Genomic DNA, 20,207 nt, shown 5'->3' on the forward strand with positions numbered 1-20,207 from the left:
GGGGATCAGGCCACGCGGTGCCCCCGGCCGGGATCACGCCACGCGGTACCGCCCGGCCACGGCCCGCCTCAGCGTCAGGCCGTGGCCGGGCGCGTCCGTACGGGGGCCGGCCTCGCCGCCGCCGGGATCGGCGGCGCCGTCGAACAGCTCCGCCTCGATGCGCTGGTGGTCGTGGAACCATTCGATGTGCCGCAGGTTGATCGTGGCCGCCGCGGCCGGGAGGTGCAGGTTCGGGGCGCAGTGCGCGGACACCTGCAGATGGTGACCGGCCGCCACGGCGGTGGCGGCGAACCACCCGCTGTAGCCGCCGCACCGCGTGGCGTCGATCTGCAGGCAGTCCACCGCCCCCGCCGCGCACATCCGGGTGAAGTAGCCCAGGTCGCAGCCGTACTCGCCGGCGGTGACGTCGGCGGCGCACCGCTCGCGCACCAGCCGCAGCCCGGCCAGGTCGTCGGAGGAGACGGGCTCCTCGAACCAGGTGACGTCCTGCTCGGCCATCCGCTCGGCGACGCGGACGGCCTGCTTGGCGGTGTAGCCGCCGTTGGCGTCCACGTACAGCTCGGCGTCCGCGCCGATCGTGCGGCGGGCCAGCGCCACCCGGTGCAGGTCGCGCTCGGGCCGGCTGCCGGACGACTCACCGATCTTGATCTTGACGCGGCCGATGCCCTGCTCGTGCACCCAGTGCGAGAGCTGCGCCACGGTCGTGGCGTCGTCGTAGGTGGTGAAGCCGCCTGAGCCGTACAGCGGCACCCGGTCACGGGCCGTCCCCCACAACCGGGCCAGCGGCATCCCGATCAGGCGGGCCTTGAGATCCCACAGCGCCACGTCCACGGCGGAGACGGCGTACCCGGCGACGCCCGGCCGCCCCGCGTTGCGCACCTGGCGCGCCATCGCGGCGTGCAGCGCGGGGACGCCCTCGGCATCGGCGCCGGTCAGGACGCCGGCGAGCGTGCCGGTGACGAACGAGGCCGCGGCCGCCGGGGCGTAGGTCCAGCCCGTCCCCGTGACACCCGCCGCCGTCACGGTGACCACCACCATCGTGGTCGCCTCCCAGGCGAGCGTGCCGTCGCCCTCCGGGCTCTGCGCCGGAACCCGGTAGGCCGCCGCCGCGACCTCGTCGATCGTGCTTTGTCTCACTGACTGCTGCTACCCCACCGGCACCGCGCTGAAAGGCGGCGTGCGGCGCTCGTACCTGTGGGAAGGTTGTGACTCCGCACGGTCCGGCCAGGCCACCGCCTCCGGGGTCGAGGGAGGTGGCGGCGCGTGGCTCATCCGCACGGCCCGTGGAGGCCCGAGGTGTCGGGGATCGACCCCGCGCGCATGGACGGCTTCGCCGCCGCCCTGGACCGCGCCGGCGTGGACGTCGCCGAGCAGACCCAGGCGATCAGGGCCGAGCTGACGCGGCTGGGGGTCGGCACGCTGACGTTGACGCCGTTCGTGGAGATCGAACGCTGGGTGCGCGGCCAGGTGCCGAAGCTGCGGGCCCGCAACGGCGTCATCCGCAGGCGCGTCCCCGGCTGGACGCCGGGCATCGTGACGTACGACGAGGCCACCATGCCGTACGCCAGCCCGCCCGAGTCCCGGCGCGAAGGCGCGGCCATGGGCGAGCTCTACCTGCGGCACCTCCGGGCGGCCGAGCACGGCATGAGCAGCCCGCTGCCGAACGACGCCCCGCACCGCTTCAGGGAGCTCCTGGAGCGCGTGCTCGCCCACCAGGACGACCCCGACTTCGCCGCGGCCTTCTTCGGCCACCTCGGAACCACCCGCACCCTCGCGCTCCCCCAGGACATTCTCGCCCTCTTCGGGCCCGCCGCCACCGGCCTGCGCCCCGGCCCGCCGGAGCGACGGCTCCTCGGCGGCTTCAGCCGGCTCCTCGCCGCCGCCACCACCGCCTCTCCCCCGGATCCCCGCTTCCCTTCGGTCATGAGCGACCTCGAGCGGGGCGGGGAGGGCGTCGACTCCGAGTCGCTGTCCTGGCTCGTCAGCGAGGGCGCCTTCCCGACCCAGTGGCTCACCGCGGTGGCCCGGCGCCATCTGCAGGCCTCGGGGCGGGTGGACGTCGTCGGGCGGATCCTCTCCGCGCTGTCGCATGACGCCACGGCGGCTCGGGCCGTGCTTTCGGATCTTGCCGGGTTGAGTGCGGCGGTGTCGGGGGACCTGGAGGCCGGCGAGGCGTTCGGACGGGCGCTGGCGGCGGCATCCGGAGTGCATGAGGGGAAGGATCGGGAGGGGGCTGCGGCGTTCGCGTTCCAGGTGATCACGCAGGGGCCTGAGCTGGTGGGGAACGACGCGATGCGGAAGCACTTCGCGGAGATCGCCGGGGCCTATGCCATGGAGTTCGCCGCGAGCGCCCAAGTGCTCGATCCGGACTCACAGTTGCCGAGCCGCTTCGGTCACTTCGACGACGAACTCGTGGGGACCACCCCGATGTTCCGCCTGTCCCTGACGGACAGCTATCGCTTCCTGCAGACCTTCGCGGACACGGATGCGCACATGGAGCCGTTCAACAAGGGCATGGCGGCGCTCACTCAGCGGCTGTTCGAGGCGGGCGTGCGAGCGGACCGGCACCTGCTGGCCTTCCCTCCTCTGGATCGCCGGCAATCGGACACCGGCGTCGAGCTGGCGTTCGCCCGGCTGGGCGCGGTCGCCGGGTTGCAGTTCGCCGCGATGAAGGCCGTCAGAGGCATTGCAGACCTCAAGGATCAGGAAGAAGTCGAGCGCTTCGGGCAAGTTCTGGACAAGGGGATGGACGCGGGAATGCTCCTCCTCCCCGCTGCAGGAGGGCTACCCGCGTCTGCGGCCTGGATGTTTCTCAGCTGGGGGATTAAAGACGGCATCGGAGCCATGGTGGAACCCGACCCTCGGTTGCCGGAGGTCACCAAGCAGGAGCTGGCCCACGCGCGCGGCGTCCTCTACGAGATCGCCGCCGGGCTCGTCGCGCACGGCTACACCTCGAAGAATCCTCCCGTCGGCTTCCGACCACCGGCCGACCCGCTCATCGCCGATGAAAACGGGCGGCTGCGACCATACGTGGAGATCAGCGCAGATCCGCGGGCCACCAAGGCTTTTCTGGCGTGGTTGGAGGAGAACGGCAGCCTCGATGACGAGGCGGACCGCCGGATGCTGGGCAGGATGGCCGCCAGAGCGGCCAGGCAGTTCGCCGGAGAACGGGACAACGTGGAGAACCACCTGTCCACGATTGACCCCGAGTTCAAGAAGGTTCTGGAAGGAGACTGAGGTGACAGTGATTGGGCTAGCCGCGGGGAAGGCAGTCCGTTACGCCAGTGGCCACCGCTTCGTGATCGCTCAGCGTCTCCAAGGTGATGCTGGTGCGGGACGACGCGAGCTTGAGCGTCGTCCTGGGCGAACCGGCCTTGTAGGCCTCATGCACCTTGTAGCCCCACGTCGTGCTGAGCGTTCCGGCCATCTCGGGAAGCAGCAGGACGCTGGATCTGGAGAAGACGGACCGCACACCGTAGGTACGTTTCACCCCGTCGGCGCCGCAGGCGACATCCTTCCCCCCGGCATCGGTGACCACCGTCTCCTCCGGATCCACCGACTCCATCAACTCGGTGATGTGCCGCTGCAGCGTCTCCCCCGCCTTCTCCACCGTCGGCCCCGCATCGGCCGTCGAGCAACCCGCCAGAACAGCCAGACCCCCCAAGGCAGCCGCACAACGCCACACCGATGCCATCGAGATCGTCTCCGTTCCGAACGCCCGCCCCACCGCTCCCATCCTCCGGCACCGAGCCCTCGCCGTACCCGTAACGCCAGGATGGGTCGGCCGCGATGACCGAGATCCCGGTGGACAATCCCCGCTATATCGCCCTGCAACAGGCACTGGTCAAGGTCGAGCGGCACATCGCGAGGCTGCGGGCGGCACTGGACGAGCCGTTCGAGCTCTTCTCCGGCGACGCGGTGTGGATCGGGCCCGTCGCCAGACGGTTCGGGGAGGATCTGGGGCACCACCGGCGGCGGCTCAGGCAGCAGGCCGAGACGGTGGTCGCGGAGCTGGAGGCGGAGATCAGGCGGACGCCGCCGAAGGTGTCCCCGGCCGTGGCGCGGGAGGAGGCGGCGCGGCTGTCCGGCGGGCCGCGCATGTTCACCGCCTTCTAGCGGGGGGCTGTCCGGGCGTTCGCGGGGCGAGCGGCCTCCGGTTGAGCCCCTGGCCGCCACGGCCAGGGGCCGTGGCGGCCTCAGCCCGTCGCCGCCACCGTCTCGTCTTCCTGGTCGCCGTGCTTCACCGGCTCAGGAACCTCCAGGGAGCTCAGGCCGTGCCGCCAGCGGTCCATGACGTGCTCGGCCCAGCGGCGTTCGAGGGTCAGGGCGCAGGCGGCGCCGTGCAGGATGTCGCCGGTCAGCGACGGCTCCTGGGCGGCCAGGTCGGCGCAGAGGGCGAGCGCGGTGTGGTGGCCGGGCGGTGACGAGGTCAGCTCCAGGGCCGCGAGGTGTCCCGCGAGCGCGCCGCGCAACCGCCGGTGGAGCCCGAACAGCGACATGACGTTCGAGACGGCCAGGGTGATCCCGGGCACGTCGGGCAGGTAGGCGCCGTAGGTGTCGTCCAGGCCGAGCCCTCTCATGGTGGCCCGGAACAGCTGGGCCCCGCCGACCTGGTCGGCGACCAGTGCCGGCTCGGGGTCGCCGGGCAGGCGTGGGAGCGCCCAGGTGTGCGGGTCCTTGAGGTGGTGGATCGAGCGGTGCACGACGAGCTCGCGGTAGCGTCCCAGGTCGGCTTCGCGCTGGAGCTGGGAGGCCGGTGACGGGGCGCTCGCCTCGTCCTTGGCCACCAGCTCGGCCAGCGCGTGGCGGACGTGCTGCGGCGCGACGGCCCGCGGGCGCGGGACGGCGAGCGCGAGGGCGGATTCCAGGGAGCGCTCCAGCTCCCGGCGGGTGGCCAGCAGCGACGGCTGCCACTCCCAGAGGTCGTCCACGTCGTCGAAGCCGCGCGAGTGCAGCTCGTAGCAGGCGAAGAGGGCGAGCTGGAGGTCGCCGTCGTCGAGTGCCGCGGCCGGTGGCGGGGTGACCAGCGGCGGGTCCAGCTCGCCCGGCGGGCCGCCGAGGCGGGCGAAGAGCGCGGCCGTGATCGGGCCGCGGGCGACGGGCAGACGCATCACGAACCTCCTCCGCTAGGGTCCCGGCTGTGCCGCGACGGGCGTGTGCGTCCAACGCCGGCAGCTCGCCTGCTGGTCGCGGTCATCTGCCCCGCCCCCGCCCGCTCAAACGACTCGCCTTCGGGTCCGGTCAGGGCTGCCGAAGGAGGAGGCGGCCACCCGCCTCCTCGTCACGATCTCAGGCAGGAACGGCGGCTGCTCAGGGGCGGGCGAGCAGGGCGGCGGCGATCGCGTCCGCGTCGCGGAAGAACGGGCTGTCCTGGCCGGGCCTGCCGGTGCCGACCTCGGTGAACCAGCGGGTGTGGTTGGTGGCCACGCCCAGCGCGTGGATGTCCCGCACGGCCCGCCCCATCCCGTCGATCACCCGGTACGGGGCCCGCGTCACGGCCAGCCCGCCCGCGTCGAAGCGCGCTCCGGTGGCCGGGTCCACGTTCACGAACTCGCTGACCATCCCGTCCGCCAGGAGCTGCTTGATCAGCGGCGAGGCGTCCCTGGACAGGTCGCGCGCGGGAGCGCGGGCGTCCACGAGCGCCTTCGTGACCCGCCGGGAGCCGCCCACCTGCGGCGACCACACCCCGAACCCGCCGGGCACCCGCTCCACGGCCGCCCCGGGCCCGACGGGGGCGACGATCCCGGCCTCCAGGAGCGCCGCGAGCTGGTCGACGTGCGCCGCGGGCGGGCCGGCCGACAGGACGAAGCTCTCCGGGACGAACCGGCCCAGGAAGTCCCGATGCGAGTGCGGCAGCAGCCCGCCGAAGTCCACGACCTGCGGAAGCAGCGGGCGGATGGCGCGCAGCATCTCGGTGGCCGCCTTGACCGTGCCGTCGACGCAGCCGTCGCCCGCGTGCCTGGCGTCCGCGCGCAGCAGCCGGGCCAGGCCGGCGTGGTAGTCGTCCGGGCTGGTGAACCAGCGGTCGCGGAAGGGCCTGGCCAGGCGGGTGAGCGGGTGGGCGGCCCCGGTCGAGCACGCCAGGTCGGCCTCCAGCTGGATGAGCGGCTCGACCAGGCGGGCGAAGTCGAGCTGCGGCGTGCCGGTGGCCGCCAGCGCCACGGCGCGCAGCTCCGCCAGCCGCTCCTCCGTCACGACCCGCAGCCGTACGGGCGGCGCGGGAAAGTCGGGCACCGCCGGCCTGGCCAGGAACGGCAGGCCCCCGCGAGAGAGGGCCAGCAGGCGCGGCTCGTCGCCGCTGGGCAGGTACCGCAGCCCGGCGGGGCCGGGCACGAACCGCCCGCCCCTGCCCAGCGTCACGGCCCGCATCACGTCGTAGAAGGTCAGCCCGAACCCGCGCACCGCCACCTCGGCCCCTGGCGGCAGGTCGTCGAGCGGCATCTCGGCGGCCAGCCCCGGCGGGACGTAGCGCAGGCCGTGGTCGTCGGCGTGCCGCAGCCAGGCGAGCTGCCGCTCGTCGGGCTCCAGGCTGCCGTGGCCGGTGGCGAGCACCGCCTTGTCCACCCGGTACGCGGCGCCGCCCGCGACCAGCCGCAGCCCGCCCGGCACGCGGGTCATCCGGGTGACCTCGGCCCGTACGGGACGGACGTGCACGTGCGGCGGCGCCGTGGCGCACAGCGCGCGGAACACGTCGGCCAGGTACTGCCCGTACAGCCGGCGGGCCGGGTACGCGCCCGGCTCCAGCCCGGACCACCGGGCCATCGTGCCGAACCGGTGGGCGGGCAGCCCGTCGTCGCCCGGCGAGCGCATCGTGCTCTCGCCGGCCGTGGTGTTGGCCGTCAGCCAGGAGGGCTGGTCGATCCGCCACACCCGCCCGCCGCCGTGGCCGACCGCGTCGAAGGCCCAGATCGTCACCTCGCCGCCGCCGCGGTGAGGGGTGTCGCGCAGCCGTACCAGGAGGCGTTCCAGCACCGACAGGCCCCGCGGCCCCACTCCGATCACCGCGATGGCCTGTTCCCCCATGCCGTCCCGCTACCCGGGCGGGCACCGGTCAGGCGCTGTGACCTGCTGTGGCTCCGGTCACGCGCCGCCGCGCCGCGGGGTGCGGGCGCCAGGTGGCGACCAGGGCGAGGGCCAGGAGCAGCTCGGCGAGGTCGCCGCCGTAGTACATGATCTCGGCGGCGCCGCGCCGCTGGTCCTCGGGCACGGGCAGGTCCACGGCGAGGCCGGCGTACATGAGCTGGGACAGCCCGCTGTGCGCGGCGATGGCCACGCCCAGCACGACCAGCCGGGCCACGACGGAGGGGCGGCGCGGGGCCGGGTCGGGCCCGGCGATCACCCAGGCGAACAGGCAGCCCGACAGCAGGAAGTGCGCGTGCACGGCCGCGTGCGGCCAGCCGCTCACCGTGGCGAGCCGGTAGAGCGGCGTGCAGTACAGGACGATCATGCCGCCCGTGCTCAGCACCAGCGCGGTGACCGGGTTGGCGACGGCGTGCGCGGCGCGGCGGCGCAGCAGCCCGGTCAGGCGGCGGGCGCGGGCGGCGGGCAGGGAGCGCAGCAGCAGGGTCATCGGCGCGCCGAGCACCAGGCCGAGCGGCGCCAGCATGCCGATGAGCAGGTGCTGCACCATGTGGCCGCGGAAGTCGGTCGCGGCCCAGGCGGCGATCGGCCCCATGAGGGCCGCCGCGACCAGCGCGAGCCCGGCGGCGAACACCGCCGTGCGCCAGCCCTTCCAGGAGGCGGCGCGGACGGCCAGCGTCAGGTAGCCCGCCAGGGCCAGGAGCAGCAGGACGGGCGCCACCGCGCCCGCGTGGTCGTGGTGGGCCGTCACGCCCGCTCGCCGTCCCGGCACAGGTCGAGCTGCCCGCCGCCGCGCTGCAGCGCCCAGCCGCCGAGCACCAGCAGCGCGCCGAGGAGCAGGAAGCCCAGGTCCCACCAGATCTGGCCGGGGCCGGTGCGGACGTGGTGGATGCCCAGCAGGTGATGGTCGATCACGCCTTCGACCAGGTTGAACAGGCCCCAGCCGACCAGGATCCAGCCCCAGAGGCTCCGCGAGCGCCAGACCCGGCCCCTGGAGGCGGTGACGCGGGAGTAGAGCAGGCCGAGCCCGATGAGCACCGCCAGCCAGGTGAAGGTGTGGAACAGGCCGTCCCACACGGTGTTCATCCGCAGGCCGGGGACGGTGTCCACCGGGTAGTACCGGATGCCGGCGTTGTCGGTGTCGGTGCTGCTCAGCATGTGGTGCCACTGCAGGAGCTGGTGCAGCAGGATGCCGTCGACGAAGCCGCCGAGCCCGACTCCGAGGATCGTCGCGGGCAGCGCGATGGCGTTGCGCGTGGCCATGAGGCTCCCTTTCGCGGGCGTCGCGTCCGGGCGGTGGCCTACCCCGCCAGGTCCACGGCACGCCCGGGCGGCCGCTGTCCAGCCGTGATCCTTGCCGACTCCGCAGGTTTGCTTGGGCCGACTCCGCCGGCCTGCTCAGGCTGACTCCGCCGGCCTGCTCGGCCGGCTACGAGCGGCCGGTGGTCTCGGCGCGGAACCCCAGCACCGCCCGCGCGATCTCGCCCGGCTGCTCGGCGAGCATGTTGTGGCTGGCGTCCAGCTCCAGGACGCGCAGGTGCGGCCGGTCGGCGAGGAGGGGCAGCAGGTCGCGGCGGATGCCCGCGCGCAGCGCCGGCATGAGCTCGCCGACGCGGCCGGGCATTCCGGGCAGGTTTCGCGTGGCCAGGACGAACAGGGCGGGGCAGCGGATCTCCGCGACCGGCGGGACGCTGTCCAGGAAGTACGGGTCGTACCTGACCTGCCCGGCCAGCGCCGCGCCCGGCCGGACGAAGACGCCTTCGTCCGTGGTGAGCAGCGCCCGCTGCGGGTACATGGCGGCGTGCGCCTCCGGCAGCGGCTGCGCCATCGCCGCCGTCTGCGCGTCGAAGACGGCTTTCAGCTCCGCGAGCAGCGCCTGGAGGTCCTCGGGGCCGAGGCCGGCGTAGTGCCGCGGCTCGGTCTCGGCCGAGCGCAGGCCGTCGAGGTTGACGATGCCTGGCCCGTCCGGGTGGCGCAGCGCCCACCGCACGGCGACCATGCCGCCGAGGGAGTGGCCGACCAGGAGGGGCTCGTCGAGGCCGAGGTGGTCGATGACGGCGCGGACGTCGTCCAGGACGGCCTCCCACTCCCACGGGCCCTCGCCCGACAGGCCGTGGCCGCGCAGGTCCATCGCGACGACGCGGTGCGAGCCGGTCAGCAGGGGCGCGACCTCGTCCCAGTGCAGCAGGGTGCCGCCGAGGCCGTGGAGCAGCAGGACGGGGGCGCCGTCGCCGCCGTGGTCGCGGACGGCCAGGCGGACCGGGCGGTCGTCGATGACGAGGTCGGATGCGGTCACTGGGCATTCTCCTTCGGGCGGTTGAGCCGGGCGTGGATGGAGGAGGTCGTGACGCCACCCTCGGGGTGTTTGTCGAGCTTGCCGCGTTTGACGAGGTCGTGGACGCCCTGGCGGGTGATGCCGAGCATGGCGCCCGCCGTGGAGTAGGAGACGGCCGTCGCGGAGGGGTGCCCGGCGCCCCGGGCCACGGCGCGGCCCAGCGGGGTGCGCCACCACTGCTCGGGCGGGTCGAAGGGCCCGTCGCCGGGGAACAGCACCGCGATCAGCCTGGCAGCGGTCAGCGTGGCCTGCCGCTGGTCGCGGCCGAGCAGCTGAGCGGCCCAGACCTCGGCCTCGATGCGCAGGCGGTCCTTGATCGGGGTCAGCAGCTCACCGGAGGCCAGCAGGATCTCCAGGGGGTCGAGCACCCGGGTCTCCAGCAGCCGGACCAGCGCGGCCACCAGCTCGACGTGTTCGTCGGTCGTCGTCACTTGACGGACGATAGCAAGTACTTGCTATCGTCCGTCAAGTAGCGAGTTCACGGCAGAGGGGGTGGTCCGACGATGTCGATCCCGTACCGCGCCGCGATCTCGTCCAGCGGGGCCCGCCGCGGGCCGGCCTCGACCAGGAAGTCGGCGAAGGCCGGGCCGTGGTGCAGCGTCAGGTACCGGGCGCAGTCGCTGGTCACCACGAACCCGTGGGGCCGCCCGGCGGGCAGCACGGCGGCGCAGCCGGCGCCGGCCGGATGCTCCTGGCCGTCCACGATCACCCGCAGCTCCCCTTCGAGCACGACGAACGTCTCGCTGGCGGCCCGGTGCACGTGCATCGGGCTGCCGTGCCCGCGGCGGCCCCAGGTCTCCACGACCGCGAACGCGCCGCCGGTGTCGGGGCCGGTGACCCGCAGGTGGTAGAGCTCGCCGAGGAACGACACGGTCTGCTGGCCCTCCGGCGTGGTGATCATCGGCGTCCGGATCCGCGAGGCGGGTGGTGGCGTCATACCACCACCCTTCCCACGGCCCGCGCCGAGCTCACGACCCGTGCGGACCCCTGTTCGAAGGCGTGCCGGCCGCCGCGGACCGGCGCACTCCCGGCACCGCACGCGTCGCGCGCAGGCGGGCTCTTACCCTGTGCGTGATCATGGTGCTCCCGTGGATACTCTTCCTGCTCGTGCAACGCCACTTCACCCACGGGCCGGCGGGGGCGCTCACGGGACGAGGCCGCGGCGCTGCGCCGCCTGCCGTTCGGCGGCAGCGCCGAACCAGGTGGCCAGGGCCGTGGCCAGAGTGCTGTCCGGCTGGGGGTCGGAGGTGGTGGAGACCCAGGCGGTGTGCCCGTCGGGGCGGATCAGCAACCCTTCGAGCCCGGGCCGGCCGGGGCACCGGGCGTCGCAGGTGTCCACCCGGCCGCCGGCCGCCGGCAGGGGCCGGTCGCCGAGGCGGAGCAGGAGCGGGCGGGCGGGGCGCAGCAGCTCGGCGACGCTGGTGCGGCGGCCGTCGAGGGTCAGCTCCAGGTTGGGGGCGAGGCGCCCGAGCCACGGGTGGTCGCCGGGGATCTTCGGGTCGTAGCGGGTGCTGACGCCGGTCGCCAGCTCGGCGAGGTACTTGCCGGCGCCGGGCACCCGGTCGACCAGCTCGCCGAACAGGGCCCGCACCGGGGCGAGTGCGGGGTCGTGGCCGGCCAGGGCCGACTGGGCACGGATGGTGCTCAGCAGGCGCTCGCCGGCCTCGTGCCGTTCGTCGTGGTAGCTGTCCAGCAGCCCTCCGGGCGCGTGCCCGAGCGCGGTGGCGGCGAGCTTCCAGCCGAGGTTGACCGCATCGGCCAGCGCCACGTTCACCCCGATCGCCCCGGTCGGCGGGTGGATGTGCGCGGCGTCGCCCGCGAGCACCACCCGCCCGGCGACGTAGCGGTCCGCCAGGCGGGCCGCGTCGCCGAAGCGGGTGAGCCAGCGCGGCTCGCGCAGCTCCACCCGGCGGCCGAGCTGGTCGTCCAGCAGCCGCTGGAAGCGGGGCAGCGTCACAGGTTCGTCGCGGTCGGCGGGCGGCTCGGGGTCGTCGAGCACGATGCGGACGTAGCCGGGGCGCGGGATCACGAACACCGTGCCGCGCTCGCCGTTGGTCATGCCGAACGGCAGGGCGGCGGGGTCGGCGAGCTCGACGTCCGCGAGCACGCCGTAGCGGGTGGCGGGCGTGCCGGGGAAGCCGATCCCGGCGCGCTTGCGCACCAGGCTGCGGCTGCCGTCGCAGCCGGCGAGGTAGGCGGCCCGGGTGCGCCGCCGCCGGCCGCCGGACTCGACGGTCACCTCGACGCCGCCGGCGTCCTGCTCCAGGCCGACGACCCGGTGCCCCCAGCGCACCGGCACACCCAGCTCGGCCAGCCACTGCTCCAGCAGCTCCTCGACGCGGGTCTGCGCGATGCCCAGCACGTACGGATGGTCGGTGTCCATCACCGTCAGATCCAGCGGCCGGGCGGGGTCGGCGAACATGCCCGCCGGGACGACCGGCCCCTCGGCCAGGAACCGCCCGGCGATGCCGCGCCGGTCGAGCAGCTCCAGGCTGCGGGCGTTCAGGTTGAACCCCCTGCAGTACGGCGAGCGCTCCGGCAGCCCGTCGAGCACCATCACCTCGGCCCCGGCCAGCGTCAGCTCGGCCGCCAGCATCAGCCCGGCCGGACCCGCGCCGGCCACCACGATCATGCCGTCGCCGTTCATCGGCCCTCCTCCTCGGCCCGCACCCAGCCGGACGCCTCCGGCCAGGCCAGCCGGCCCGTCTCGACGTCGGCCGCGATCTCCTCGATCCAGCCGAGCTCGGCCTCCTGCATCCGGATCGCGTACTCCACCTCGACCACGAACAGGCGCGGCACCGTGCCGGCCGCCAGCAGCTCGCCGTGCTCGCGCCGGTGCTCCTCCAGCGCCGCCCGCACCCGCGCGGCGCGGTCCCGCAGCGCGTCCACGGCGCCGGCGGGCCCGAGCGCGCCCAGGTAGCCGACCGCGGACAGGAACTTCGGGTACTCGGCGGACGGGACGCGGATCAGCTCCTCCACCCAGCGGGTGAACTCGGCCCGGCCGAGCGCGGTGTGCTGGTAGACGGTGCGCTCGGGCCGGGAGCCGACCTTGACGGTCTCCCGCGCCTCGATCCAGCCGGCCCGCTCCAGCGCGCGCACCACGTCGTACAGGGAGCCGGTGGTCACCTTGAACACCCGGTCCTGGCCGCGCTCACGCAGGGTGGCGGCCATGGCGTGCGGGTGCAGCGGGGACTCGATGAGCAGCCCCAGCACGGCCAGGCCCAGCGCGTTCGACACCGGGCGTCGATTACTCGTTCCCAATCGCTTGCCTCCTATTGCTCGGATCCGAGTATTAGGCGGGCGCGGAGGTCTGTCAAACGAGAAAGGGCCCCGCCGGCGGCGGGGCCCTTCCGGTCGGAGGGAGTTAGCAGTTCGTCAGCTTCTTGGTGATGACGACCTGGTCCGGGTTGGAGTGGCCGATCTTCTTCTTGCCGCTGGTGCGCGGGTTCACCGAGAAGCACTTCCAGAAGAAGTCGTGGTTCTGCTTGACGAACTTCAGCTCGATCCACCGCTTCTGGTTGCAGTGGTTGTTGAAGTACACGGTGGTGGAGACGTTGCCGTCGCCCCACGAGATGTTGATCTTCTGTCCGCGGGGCGAGGTGCACGAGGCGGACTTGCGGTGCACGCTCAGTGCCTGGGCCTGCGCCGTGTGGGACGACTGGGCGGACGCGGTGGAGGGGACGGCGAGCAGTGCGAGGGCGGCGCAGAGTCCGGCGGCCGCGGGGGCGAGTCTGGAATACCTCATGATCCTCTTTCCTGTCTCGGGGAACGCCCCGGATCGGCTTCGCCTGCCACCCCCGTCGGGCGGCGACGTCGGCACCGGGGCTCGCTCACCACGCTGTCCGGCGGCCCTGGCGGACGGCAAGCGATCAATGTCCAGCGTTCGTCCACCGATCCCCGGACGAACGCTGGACAAATGACCGCCCAGGTCAGCGGGGCCCTACGCCGGAAGCGCGCCGAGCTGCCGCAGCTGCGAGTAGAGGTCCACGACCCCCCAGATCTCCGCGATCCGGCCGCCGGTGAAGCGCACGACGAACATCTCGCTGTACGTCACGGTCCTGCCGGTCGGCGCGAGCCCCCGGTACTCGCCCCGGTGGGTGCCGGTGACCGTGTTCCTGCAGGCGACCCTGTCGCCCTCCGCGATCACGTCCTCGATCTCGACGCGCAGGTCGGGGAAGGCGCGCAGGAGCAGGTCCCACACCTGCGCGATCGCCTGCCTCCCCGTCGCCCCGGTGGGCACGGGTGCGTGGAACAGCACGTCCGGCTCGACGACCTCGTCGATGGTCTTCGCGATGACGTCCGGGTCGCCGCTGCCGACCGCTTCGTGGAAGCGGCGGAACGCCGCCTTGTTGGCCGCCTGGTTCGTCGGCATGTGTGACCTCTCCTCGGGCACGGTGTGAACGGTTGTCATCCAGGCGACGAACGGGCGCCCGCCCGCGGGACAGCTCTCAGAGCTGTTCGAGCCGGCGGGTCAGGAAGCGCCGCTCGGGGGCCGAGGTGGCCAGCTCCAGCGCCCTGCCGTACGCGGCCCTGGCCTCGGAGCCCCGGCCGAGCCGCCGCAGCAGCTCGCCGCGGGTGGAGTGGAAGTAGAGGTAGCCGTCGAGGCCGAGCCGGTCGACGGCACGCAGCGCCCCGGCGGGGTCGCCGGCCTGGGCGAGCGCCACCGCGCGGTTGAGCTCCACCACGGCGGAGCCGGTGAGGCCCGCCAGCCGCCGGTACAGCGCGGCGACCTGCGGCCAGTCGATCCGCTCACGCGCCTGCAGCGACGCGATCGCGGCCTGGACGACGTAGGCGCCCCGCCCGCCCAGCGCGATGGCCCGGTCGAGCATCGCGCGCCCCTCGGCGATCCGGCGCTGGTCCCACAGCGACCGGTCCTGGTCGTCGAGCAGCACGAGGTCGTCACCGCGGAAGCGGGCGCGCCGCCGGGCGTGGTGGATCGTCATCAGCGCCAGCAGGCCGTGCGCCTCCGGCTGGCCGGGCAGCAGCGCGGCCAGCAGCCGGCCCAGGCGCAGGGCTTCCGCGCCGAGGTCGATCCGGCCGCGGTACCCCTCGTTGTAGATGAGGTAGACCACGGCGAGCACCGCGTCGAGCCGGTCGGGCAGCCGGTGCGCGGCGGGGACGGCGAACGGGATCCCGGTCGCCTTGATCTTGGCCTTGGCACGGGACAGCCGCCGCTTCATGGTCTCCTCCGAGACCAGGAACGCCCGGGCGATCTCGGCGGTGTCCAGGCCGCCGAGCGCCCGCAGCGTGAGCGCCACCTGCCCGTCGAGTGGCAGCGCCGGGTGGCAGCAGGCGAAGATCAGCTGCAGCCGCTCGTCCTTGATCACTGTGTCGTCGAGCTCGTCCATGGCGGCCTCGGGTGTGTGCAGCAGGTGGATCTTCCCGGCGAAGGCGCGCTCCCTGCGCACCCGGTCGATCGCCCGGTTGCGGGCCGTCGTCACCAGCCACGCGCCCGGCCTGTCCGGCATGCCCGTGGCGGGCCAGCGCTCCGCCGCGATCGCGAACGCCTCCTGCACGGCCTCCTCGGCCAGGTCGAAGTCACCGAGGAACCCGACCAGCGAGGCCAGCACCCGGCCCCACTCGTCGCGGAAGACGTCCTCCAGCGTGCTCAGAGCCGGATCACCGGCCTGACCTCCACCGTCCCGCCGAGCCTGGCGGCGGGGACGCGCGCCGCCAGCTCGATCGCCTCGTCCAGGTCGGCCGCCTCGACCAGGCAGAACCCGCCGAGCACCTCCTTGGTGTCGGCGAACGGCCCGTCGGTCACCAGCGTCCGGCCGCCGGTCACGCGCACGCCGGTCGCCGTCTCGACCGGCTGCAACCGCGCGCCGCCGGCGTAGCGGGGGTCCTCGGCGAGCGCGTGGTACTCCGCGTACGCCGCCTCGCGCTCCGCCTCCGGCAGGGCGTCGAGGTAGCCGGGCTCCTCGTAGATGATCAGGGCGTACTGCATGGCGGCCTCCGCGGGGACGATGTGGGCTCTCTCCTGTACGACGAACCGGCGACCGCCCAGGGGACACCCTCCGGCATTTCTCCCGGGCCGTCCCCGTGCGCCGGCCTGCTTCGTCGAGGAGGTGTACCCGTCGAAAACGACAAGGAGATCACCATGGACGCCCGTCTCAACTACGCAGGAAACCCCGTCGGGGCCAAGGTCGCCAAGTACATCGTCTCAGCGAGCAGGGCCGTGCACGACTCGCCCCTGCCGGCCGCCACCCGCGAGCTGGTGCAACTGCGGGCCAGCCAGATCAACGGCTGCGCCGTCTGCGTCGACCAGCACACCAAGGACGCCGCGCACGCCGGCGAGACCTCCGTGCGCCTCCACCTGGTCGCGGCCTGGCGCGAGGCCACGGTCTTCACCGAGGCCGAGCGCGCCGCGCTGGAGCTGACCGAGCAGGGCACGCGCATCGCCGACGCGGCCGGCGGCGTCACGGACGAGGCCTGGGCCGAGGCCGCCGAGCACTACGACGAGGAGCAGCTCACCGCGCTGGTGAGCCTGATCGCCCTCATGAACACCTGGAACCGGCTGAACGTCATCACCCGGCAGCCGGCCGGCGGCTACCAGCCCGGCCAGTGGGGGTGACCGGGCGCTCCGGCAGGGAGCTCACGCTCCTGCCGCTTGCAGGCGCGGCCCCAGGAACAGGCCGCCGCTGGCGTCGATGACCTGGCCGGTGACCCAGCGCGCGGCGTCGGAGGCGAGGAACGCGACGACGTCGGCCACATCACCGGCCTCCCCCAGCCGGTCGAGCGCCGTCGACCCGGCGATGAGCTCCGCCACGCCGGGCGCCTCGAAGACCGCCCCGTTGGCGGGCGTGCGGGTGGCGCCGGGAGCGACGGCGTTCACCGTGATGCCGCGGGCTCCGAGCTCGTTGGCCAGGGTCAGGCTCATCGTCTCGACCGCGCCCTTGGTCATGGCGAACGACGTCTGGACGGGGTTGGCCATCCGGGTCGCCACGGACGAGATCGTGATGATCCGGCCGCCGTCACGGAGCAGCGGCAGCGCCCGCTGGATGATGAAGTAGGGCGCGCGTACGTTCACGCGGAAGAGCCGGTCGAACTCGGCCGGTGTCGTGACTCCCATCGGCCCCGCCGGCGGGGCCGCCGCGTTGTTGACCAGGATGTCGAGCGGCCCGCCCGCCAGGGCCGCCTCGACCCCCGCGAAGAGCGTCTCGACGTCGCCGTCCGCGCCCAGCTCCGCTCCGACGGCGACCGCCCGCCCGCCGCCGCGCTCGATCTCGCCGACCGTCGCCAGCGCGCCGTCCTTGTCCGTGCCGAAGTGCACGACGACCATCGCCCCTTCGGCCGCCAGCCGGATCGCGATCGCCTGGCCGATGCCGCGCGACGCTCCGGTCACCAGAGCCGTTCTGCCGTCCATGTCATTACTCCCATCCGTTAGTCACTACCTATCTGGTAGTGACTACCACTGCGGTAGTGTCTACCACATGACGGATCAGCACTCAACGCTTCGGGCGCGCAGGCGTGCCCAGACCCAGCGCATGATCCAGGCGCACGCGGTGCGGCTGTTCGCGGAGCGGGGGTACGACGCGACGACCGTGACCGACGTCGCCGAGGCCGCCGGGGTGTCGCCCATGACCGTCTACCGGCACTTCCCCACCAAGGAGGACCTGGTGCTGACCGACCAGCACGGGCGGCTCGTCGCCGAGCACCTCGCCGCGCCGGCCGGGGGCGAGCCGCTGGTCCACCGCATCGGCGGCGCGCTCATCGGCTCGGCCGCGGCGCTGACCGACGACGACCGGGACAGGGAGTTCCTGCTCACCCGCCTCCGGCTGATGATCTCGACCCCCGCCCTGCGGGCCAGGCACCTGGACAACCAGTACGCCCTGCAGCAGGCGATCATCGACGCCCTCGGGCAGGAGGCCGCCGATCCCGAGACGGCCTTCCAGGCCCGGGCCGCGGCCAGTGCCTGCCTGGCCGCCCTGCACACGGCGCTGGTGCGCTGGGCCGAGGACGACGGGCGCAGCGACCTGCCCGATCTGATCGGAAGGGCTCTCGCCGCGGTGTTCGGCCAGAGCCCGCTCTCACCTGGAGGCGCCGCCGGCCGGTGAGCCCTCGCCGAAGGCGCCGGCGAAGGCGGCCAGGGCCGCCGCCCTGGCGGCCTGGGCGGGCAGGTCCGGGTCCGGTGCCGTGCGGAGCAGCACGAGGTGGTGGTAGAGCGGCGCGGTGGCGGCGACGAGCAGCCGCCGCGCGTCGGTGGCCGGGGGCAGCTCGCCGCGCCGGACGGCCCTGGCGACGATGACCTCGCAGCGGGCGTAGCGGTCCTCCCACAGCCGCCGCAGGCCGCGGGCGGCCTCCTCGGAACGGAACGAGGCGGCGATCAGGGCGGCCGCGATCGACGGCCGCGCGGTCATGGCGGCCAGGTTCTCGCTGTTCAGCACGGTCAGGTCGCCCAGCAGGGAGCCGGTGTCCTGGGGCTGCCAGTCGTCGTCGCTCGTCGTCGCCTCCAGGACGTCGGCGAGCAGGCCGCCCACGTCCCGCCAGCGCCGGTACACCGTCGCCCGGTGCACGCCCGCGCGGGCCGCGACGCCGTCCAGGCTGAGCCCGTCGTAGCCGTGCTCGGCCAGCTCGGCGCGGACCGCGTCGAGCACCTGCGCACGGGTGCGGCCGGTGCGACCGCCAGGGCGGCGCCGGGGCTGCGCGCTCCCGGACGTCCTCGCCCGGTCTCCGGTTTGCTCCTCGGACGGCGTCATGCCACCATCCTAATGTAAATCTTGTCGCATTAACGGGGGCTCCGCCATGAATCCGCTCGTTCCCGCCGATCCGGCCGTGCTGCACCCGATGCCCGAGCAGCCGCGGGTGGTGCTGCTCCGGCCGCTGGTCAAGTCCCCGTTGATCGAGGTCGGGGAGTTCTCCTACTACGACGATCCGGACGATCCGACCGCGTTCGAGACGCGCAACGTGCTCTACCACTACGGGCCGGAGAAGCTGGTCATCGGGAAGTACTGCGCGCTGGGCACGGGGGTGCGGTTCATCATGAACGGCGCCAACCACCGCATGGACGGCCCCTCGACCTTCCCCTTCCCCACCATGGGCGGCTCGTGGGCGCAGCACTTCGACCTGCTGACCGGCCTGCCGAGCCGCGGGGACACCGTCGTCGGCAACGACGTCTGGTTCGGGTACGGCGCGACGGTGATGCCGGGCGTGCGCATCGGGCACGGCGCGATCATCGGCGCCGGCGCCGTGGTCACCTCCGACGTGCCCGACTACGGGATCGTCGGCGGCAACCCGGCGCGGCTCATCCGCACCCGCCACAGCGCCGGCGACGTCGCCCGGCTGCTGGCCGTGGCCTGGTGGGACTGGCCGGTGGAGCACATCACCGGCCACGTACGGACGATCATGTCGGGCAGCGTCGCCGACCTGGAGGCCGCCGCCCCGCACGCCGACCGCGGGTGAGGACCGATCGGGTCACGACGAGGGCTGCCCCTCCTCGGCGACGGGCCCCAGGGGGATGCCGCGCAGGGTGAGGAGCATGAGCAGGACGCAGCACAGGGTCAGGGCGATGTCGGCGACGTTGCCGACGAACAGGTTGCCGTAGCCGATGAAGTCGACGACGTGGCCCTGGGCGAAGCCCGGCGGGCGGAACAGGCGGTCGAGCAGGTGGGAGGTGGCGCCGCCCAGCAGCCCGCCGAGCACGACCGTCCAGGCCGGGGAGTGCAGGCGGCGCCCGGCGTACAGGATGCCCGCGACCGCCGCGGTCGTCGTCAGCGTGAACACCCAGGTCACCCCCTCGCCGATCGAGAACGCGGCGCCGGAGTTCAGCAGCAGGCGCAGCTCGATCACGCCCGGGATCACCGTGATGGTCCGGCCGTCCGCGAGCGCGGAGACCGCCCACAGCTTGGACAACTGGTCCACGAGCAGGACCGCCGCGGCCAGCACCAGCATCCACCCGTACGGCCGCATGCCGCGTGCGGTGCGGTTCTCCGGCATGTTCGAACCTCGCCTTCCCCTGACTGGTTGGGGACGAATGTACCGGCAACGTGGATCAGCCGCGCGGTGCCGGTGTGCCCCGCGAGGGCGGACCGCTTCTAGGATCCCAGGTGTGGCCAAGTACTTCGATCTCCACCCCGACAACCCCCAGCCCCGCCTGATCAGCCAGGTCGTCGAGCTCTTGCACACGGACGGGCTCATCGCGTACCCGACCGACTCCTGTTACGCCCTGGGCTGCCGGCTGGGCAACAAGGACGGCCTCGACCGGATCAGGGAGGTCCGCGGCCTCGGCACCGACCACCACTTCACCCTGATCTGCAGGGACTTCGCCCAGTTCGGCCAGTTCGTTCATGTGAGCAACGCGGTGTTCCGGCTGGTCAAGGCGGCGACGCCGGGCGGTTACACGTTCATCCTGCCCGCTACCAAGGAGGTGCCGCGGCGGTTGCTGCATCCCAGGAAGAAGACGGTCGGCGTCCGGATCCCCGATCACGTCGTGACGCAGGCGCTGCTGGCCGAGCTCGGCGAGCCGCTGCTGTCGAGCACCCTGCTGCTGCCGGACGAGACCGATCCGCTGACCCAGGGCTGGGAGATCAAGGAGCGGCTCGACCACGTGGTGGACGCCGTCATCGACGCCGGCGAGTGCGGCGCCACCCCCACGACCGTCATCGACCTCTCGCAGGACGAGCCCGAGATTCTGAGAAGAGGGACGGGAGACCCGTCCCTCTTCGAGTAGGGCACAGCGCGACCGATCACTTCAGCCACGGCGTGCGCCGCACGATGGGCAGGCTGCCGGTGCCCGAGCCCGAGCGTGGCGCCCGCGCCGGCGAGGGCCAGGCCGATGCCGAGCAGGCCGGCC

The 20,207-nt window shown here is 73.5% G+C and carries 25 protein-coding genes; 6 read left to right on the forward strand and 19 right to left on the reverse strand.

Features of this window, described 5'->3' with window-relative positions:
* Positions 1 to 33: 33 nt before the first annotated feature.
* Together HD597_RS23025 and HD597_RS23030 are read right to left on the reverse strand one after the other, a co-directional pair.
* Positions 34 to 1,137 (reverse strand): enolase C-terminal domain-like protein, encoded by a 1,104-nt coding sequence (locus HD597_RS23025; protein ID WP_253744753.1) that lies wholly within the window; start codon positions 1,135 to 1,137, stop codon positions 34 to 36.
* Positions 1,138 to 1,268: 131 nt separating this feature from the next.
* Entirely contained in the window at positions 1,269 to 1,601 is a 333-nt protein-coding gene (locus tag HD597_RS23030; protein ID WP_253744754.1) for a hypothetical protein, read from the reverse strand.
* Between HD597_RS23030 and HD597_RS23035 the strand changes: the two genes are divergently transcribed.
* A complete protein-coding gene (locus HD597_RS23035) occupies positions 1,600 to 3,237 on the forward strand; it encodes a hypothetical protein (RefSeq protein ID WP_253744755.1) in 1,638 nt (545 codons plus the stop codon). The two genes, HD597_RS23030 and HD597_RS23035, sit on opposite strands and share 2 nt — an antisense overlap.
* A gap of 16 nt (positions 3,238 to 3,253) precedes the next feature.
* On the opposite strand, the gene HD597_RS23040 is transcribed toward HD597_RS23035, so the two are convergent.
* On the reverse strand, positions 3,254 to 3,727 hold the full coding sequence (locus HD597_RS23040; protein WP_253744756.1) for a hypothetical protein: 474 nt from the start codon (positions 3,725 to 3,727) through the stop codon (positions 3,254 to 3,256).
* A 62-nt stretch (positions 3,728 to 3,789) separates the two neighbouring features.
* On the opposite strand from HD597_RS23040, the gene HD597_RS23045 reads away from it, so the two are divergent.
* Entirely contained in the window at positions 3,790 to 4,116 is a 327-nt protein-coding gene (locus tag HD597_RS23045; RefSeq protein ID WP_253744757.1) for a hypothetical protein, read from the forward strand.
* 80 nt (positions 4,117 to 4,196) lie between these two features.
* Here the strand turns inward: HD597_RS23045 and HD597_RS23050 are convergent, their stop codons facing one another.
* From HD597_RS23050 to HD597_RS23110, 13 genes are all read right to left on the reverse strand, one after another.
* Positions 4,197 to 5,111 (reverse strand): iron-containing redox enzyme family protein, encoded by a 915-nt coding sequence (locus tag HD597_RS23050; RefSeq protein WP_253744758.1) that lies wholly within the window; start codon positions 5,109 to 5,111, stop codon positions 4,197 to 4,199.
* 199 nt (positions 5,112 to 5,310) lie between these two features.
* Positions 5,311 to 7,023 (reverse strand): FAD/NAD(P)-binding protein, encoded by a 1,713-nt coding sequence (locus HD597_RS23055; RefSeq protein ID WP_253744759.1) that lies wholly within the window; start codon positions 7,021 to 7,023, stop codon positions 5,311 to 5,313.
* A 28-nt stretch (positions 7,024 to 7,051) separates the two neighbouring features.
* Positions 7,052 to 7,831, reverse strand: coding sequence for a cytochrome c oxidase assembly protein (locus tag HD597_RS23060; RefSeq protein ID WP_253744760.1), 780 nt, complete (start codon positions 7,829 to 7,831; stop codon positions 7,052 to 7,054).
* Entirely contained in the window at positions 7,828 to 8,343 is a 516-nt protein-coding gene (locus tag HD597_RS23065; protein ID WP_253744761.1) for a DUF2243 domain-containing protein, read from the reverse strand. The genes HD597_RS23060 and HD597_RS23065 overlap by 4 nt, the downstream gene beginning before the upstream one ends.
* 166 nt (positions 8,344 to 8,509) lie before the next feature.
* Complete coding sequence (locus tag HD597_RS23070; protein WP_253744762.1) at positions 8,510 to 9,376, reverse strand: alpha/beta fold hydrolase; 867 nt, start codon at positions 9,374 to 9,376, stop codon at positions 8,510 to 8,512.
* Positions 9,373 to 9,846 (reverse strand): hypothetical protein, encoded by a 474-nt coding sequence (locus HD597_RS23075; RefSeq protein ID WP_253744763.1) that lies wholly within the window; start codon positions 9,844 to 9,846, stop codon positions 9,373 to 9,375. Before HD597_RS23075 ends, HD597_RS23070 begins: the two co-directional genes overlap by 4 nt.
* Positions 9,847 to 9,893: 47 nt before the next feature.
* Positions 9,894 to 10,352, reverse strand: coding sequence for a cupin domain-containing protein (locus tag HD597_RS23080; protein WP_253744764.1), 459 nt, complete (start codon positions 10,350 to 10,352; stop codon positions 9,894 to 9,896).
* Between the two features lie 207 nt (positions 10,353 to 10,559).
* Positions 10,560 to 12,062, reverse strand: a complete 1,503-nt coding sequence (locus HD597_RS23085; RefSeq protein WP_253744765.1) for an FAD-dependent monooxygenase — start codon at positions 12,060 to 12,062, stop codon at positions 10,560 to 10,562.
* The gene (locus HD597_RS23090; protein WP_253744766.1) at positions 12,059 to 12,652 is read right to left on the reverse strand and encodes a PadR family transcriptional regulator; all 594 of its coding nucleotides are present in this window, start codon (positions 12,650 to 12,652) and stop codon (positions 12,059 to 12,061) included. Before HD597_RS23090 ends, HD597_RS23085 begins: the two co-directional genes overlap by 4 nt.
* Positions 12,653 to 12,779: 127 nt before the next feature.
* Positions 12,780 to 13,160, reverse strand: coding sequence for a hypothetical protein (locus HD597_RS23095; protein WP_253744767.1), 381 nt, complete (start codon positions 13,158 to 13,160; stop codon positions 12,780 to 12,782).
* 195 nt (positions 13,161 to 13,355) lie between these two features.
* Positions 13,356 to 13,787, reverse strand: coding sequence for an ester cyclase (locus HD597_RS23100; protein WP_253744768.1), 432 nt, complete (start codon positions 13,785 to 13,787; stop codon positions 13,356 to 13,358).
* Between the two features lie 76 nt (positions 13,788 to 13,863).
* A complete protein-coding gene (locus tag HD597_RS23105; RefSeq protein WP_253744769.1) occupies positions 13,864 to 14,985 on the reverse strand; it encodes an RNA polymerase sigma factor in 1,122 nt (373 codons plus the stop codon).
* Positions 14,986 to 15,023: 38 nt separating this feature from the next.
* Positions 15,024 to 15,362, reverse strand: a complete 339-nt coding sequence (locus HD597_RS23110; RefSeq protein ID WP_253744770.1) for a YciI family protein — start codon at positions 15,360 to 15,362, stop codon at positions 15,024 to 15,026.
* 153 nt (positions 15,363 to 15,515) lie between these two features.
* On the opposite strand from HD597_RS23110, the gene HD597_RS23115 reads away from it, so the two are divergent.
* The gene (locus HD597_RS23115) at positions 15,516 to 15,989 is read left to right on the forward strand and encodes a carboxymuconolactone decarboxylase family protein (RefSeq protein WP_253744771.1); all 474 of its coding nucleotides are present in this window, start codon (positions 15,516 to 15,518) and stop codon (positions 15,987 to 15,989) included.
* A 21-nt stretch (positions 15,990 to 16,010) separates the two neighbouring features.
* Here HD597_RS23115 and HD597_RS23120 read toward each other — a convergent pair whose 3' ends face one another.
* On the reverse strand, positions 16,011 to 16,781 hold the full coding sequence (locus HD597_RS23120; RefSeq protein WP_253744772.1) for an SDR family oxidoreductase: 771 nt from the start codon (positions 16,779 to 16,781) through the stop codon (positions 16,011 to 16,013).
* A 67-nt stretch (positions 16,782 to 16,848) separates the two neighbouring features.
* Between HD597_RS23120 and HD597_RS23125 the strand changes: the two genes are divergently transcribed.
* Positions 16,849 to 17,472: a TetR/AcrR family transcriptional regulator gene (locus tag HD597_RS23125; RefSeq protein WP_253744773.1), complete on the forward strand. Its 624-nt coding sequence runs from the start codon at positions 16,849 to 16,851 to the stop codon at positions 17,470 to 17,472.
* On the opposite strand, the gene HD597_RS23130 is transcribed toward HD597_RS23125, so the two are convergent.
* Positions 17,446 to 18,114 (reverse strand): TetR/AcrR family transcriptional regulator, encoded by a 669-nt coding sequence (locus HD597_RS23130; protein WP_253744774.1) that lies wholly within the window; start codon positions 18,112 to 18,114, stop codon positions 17,446 to 17,448. The genes HD597_RS23125 and HD597_RS23130 overlap by 27 nt on opposite strands.
* A gap of 46 nt (positions 18,115 to 18,160) precedes the next feature.
* Here HD597_RS23130 and HD597_RS23135 point away from each other — a divergent pair, with 46 nt between their 5' ends.
* Positions 18,161 to 18,817, forward strand: a complete 657-nt coding sequence (locus HD597_RS23135) for a CatB-related O-acetyltransferase (RefSeq protein ID WP_253744775.1) — start codon at positions 18,161 to 18,163, stop codon at positions 18,815 to 18,817.
* 12 nt (positions 18,818 to 18,829) lie between these two features.
* Here HD597_RS23135 and HD597_RS23140 read toward each other — a convergent pair whose 3' ends face one another.
* Positions 18,830 to 19,351, reverse strand: a complete 522-nt coding sequence (locus tag HD597_RS23140; protein ID WP_253744776.1) for a signal peptidase II — start codon at positions 19,349 to 19,351, stop codon at positions 18,830 to 18,832.
* A 112-nt stretch (positions 19,352 to 19,463) separates the two neighbouring features.
* Between HD597_RS23140 and HD597_RS23145 the strand changes: the two genes are divergently transcribed.
* The gene (locus HD597_RS23145; protein WP_253744777.1) at positions 19,464 to 20,084 is read left to right on the forward strand and encodes an L-threonylcarbamoyladenylate synthase; all 621 of its coding nucleotides are present in this window, start codon (positions 19,464 to 19,466) and stop codon (positions 20,082 to 20,084) included.
* Positions 20,085 to 20,207 lie beyond the last annotated feature (123 nt).

It is taken from the genome of Nonomuraea thailandensis (assembly GCF_024172165.1).
Classification (GTDB): domain Bacteria; phylum Actinomycetota; class Actinomycetes; order Streptosporangiales; family Streptosporangiaceae; genus Nonomuraea; species Nonomuraea thailandensis.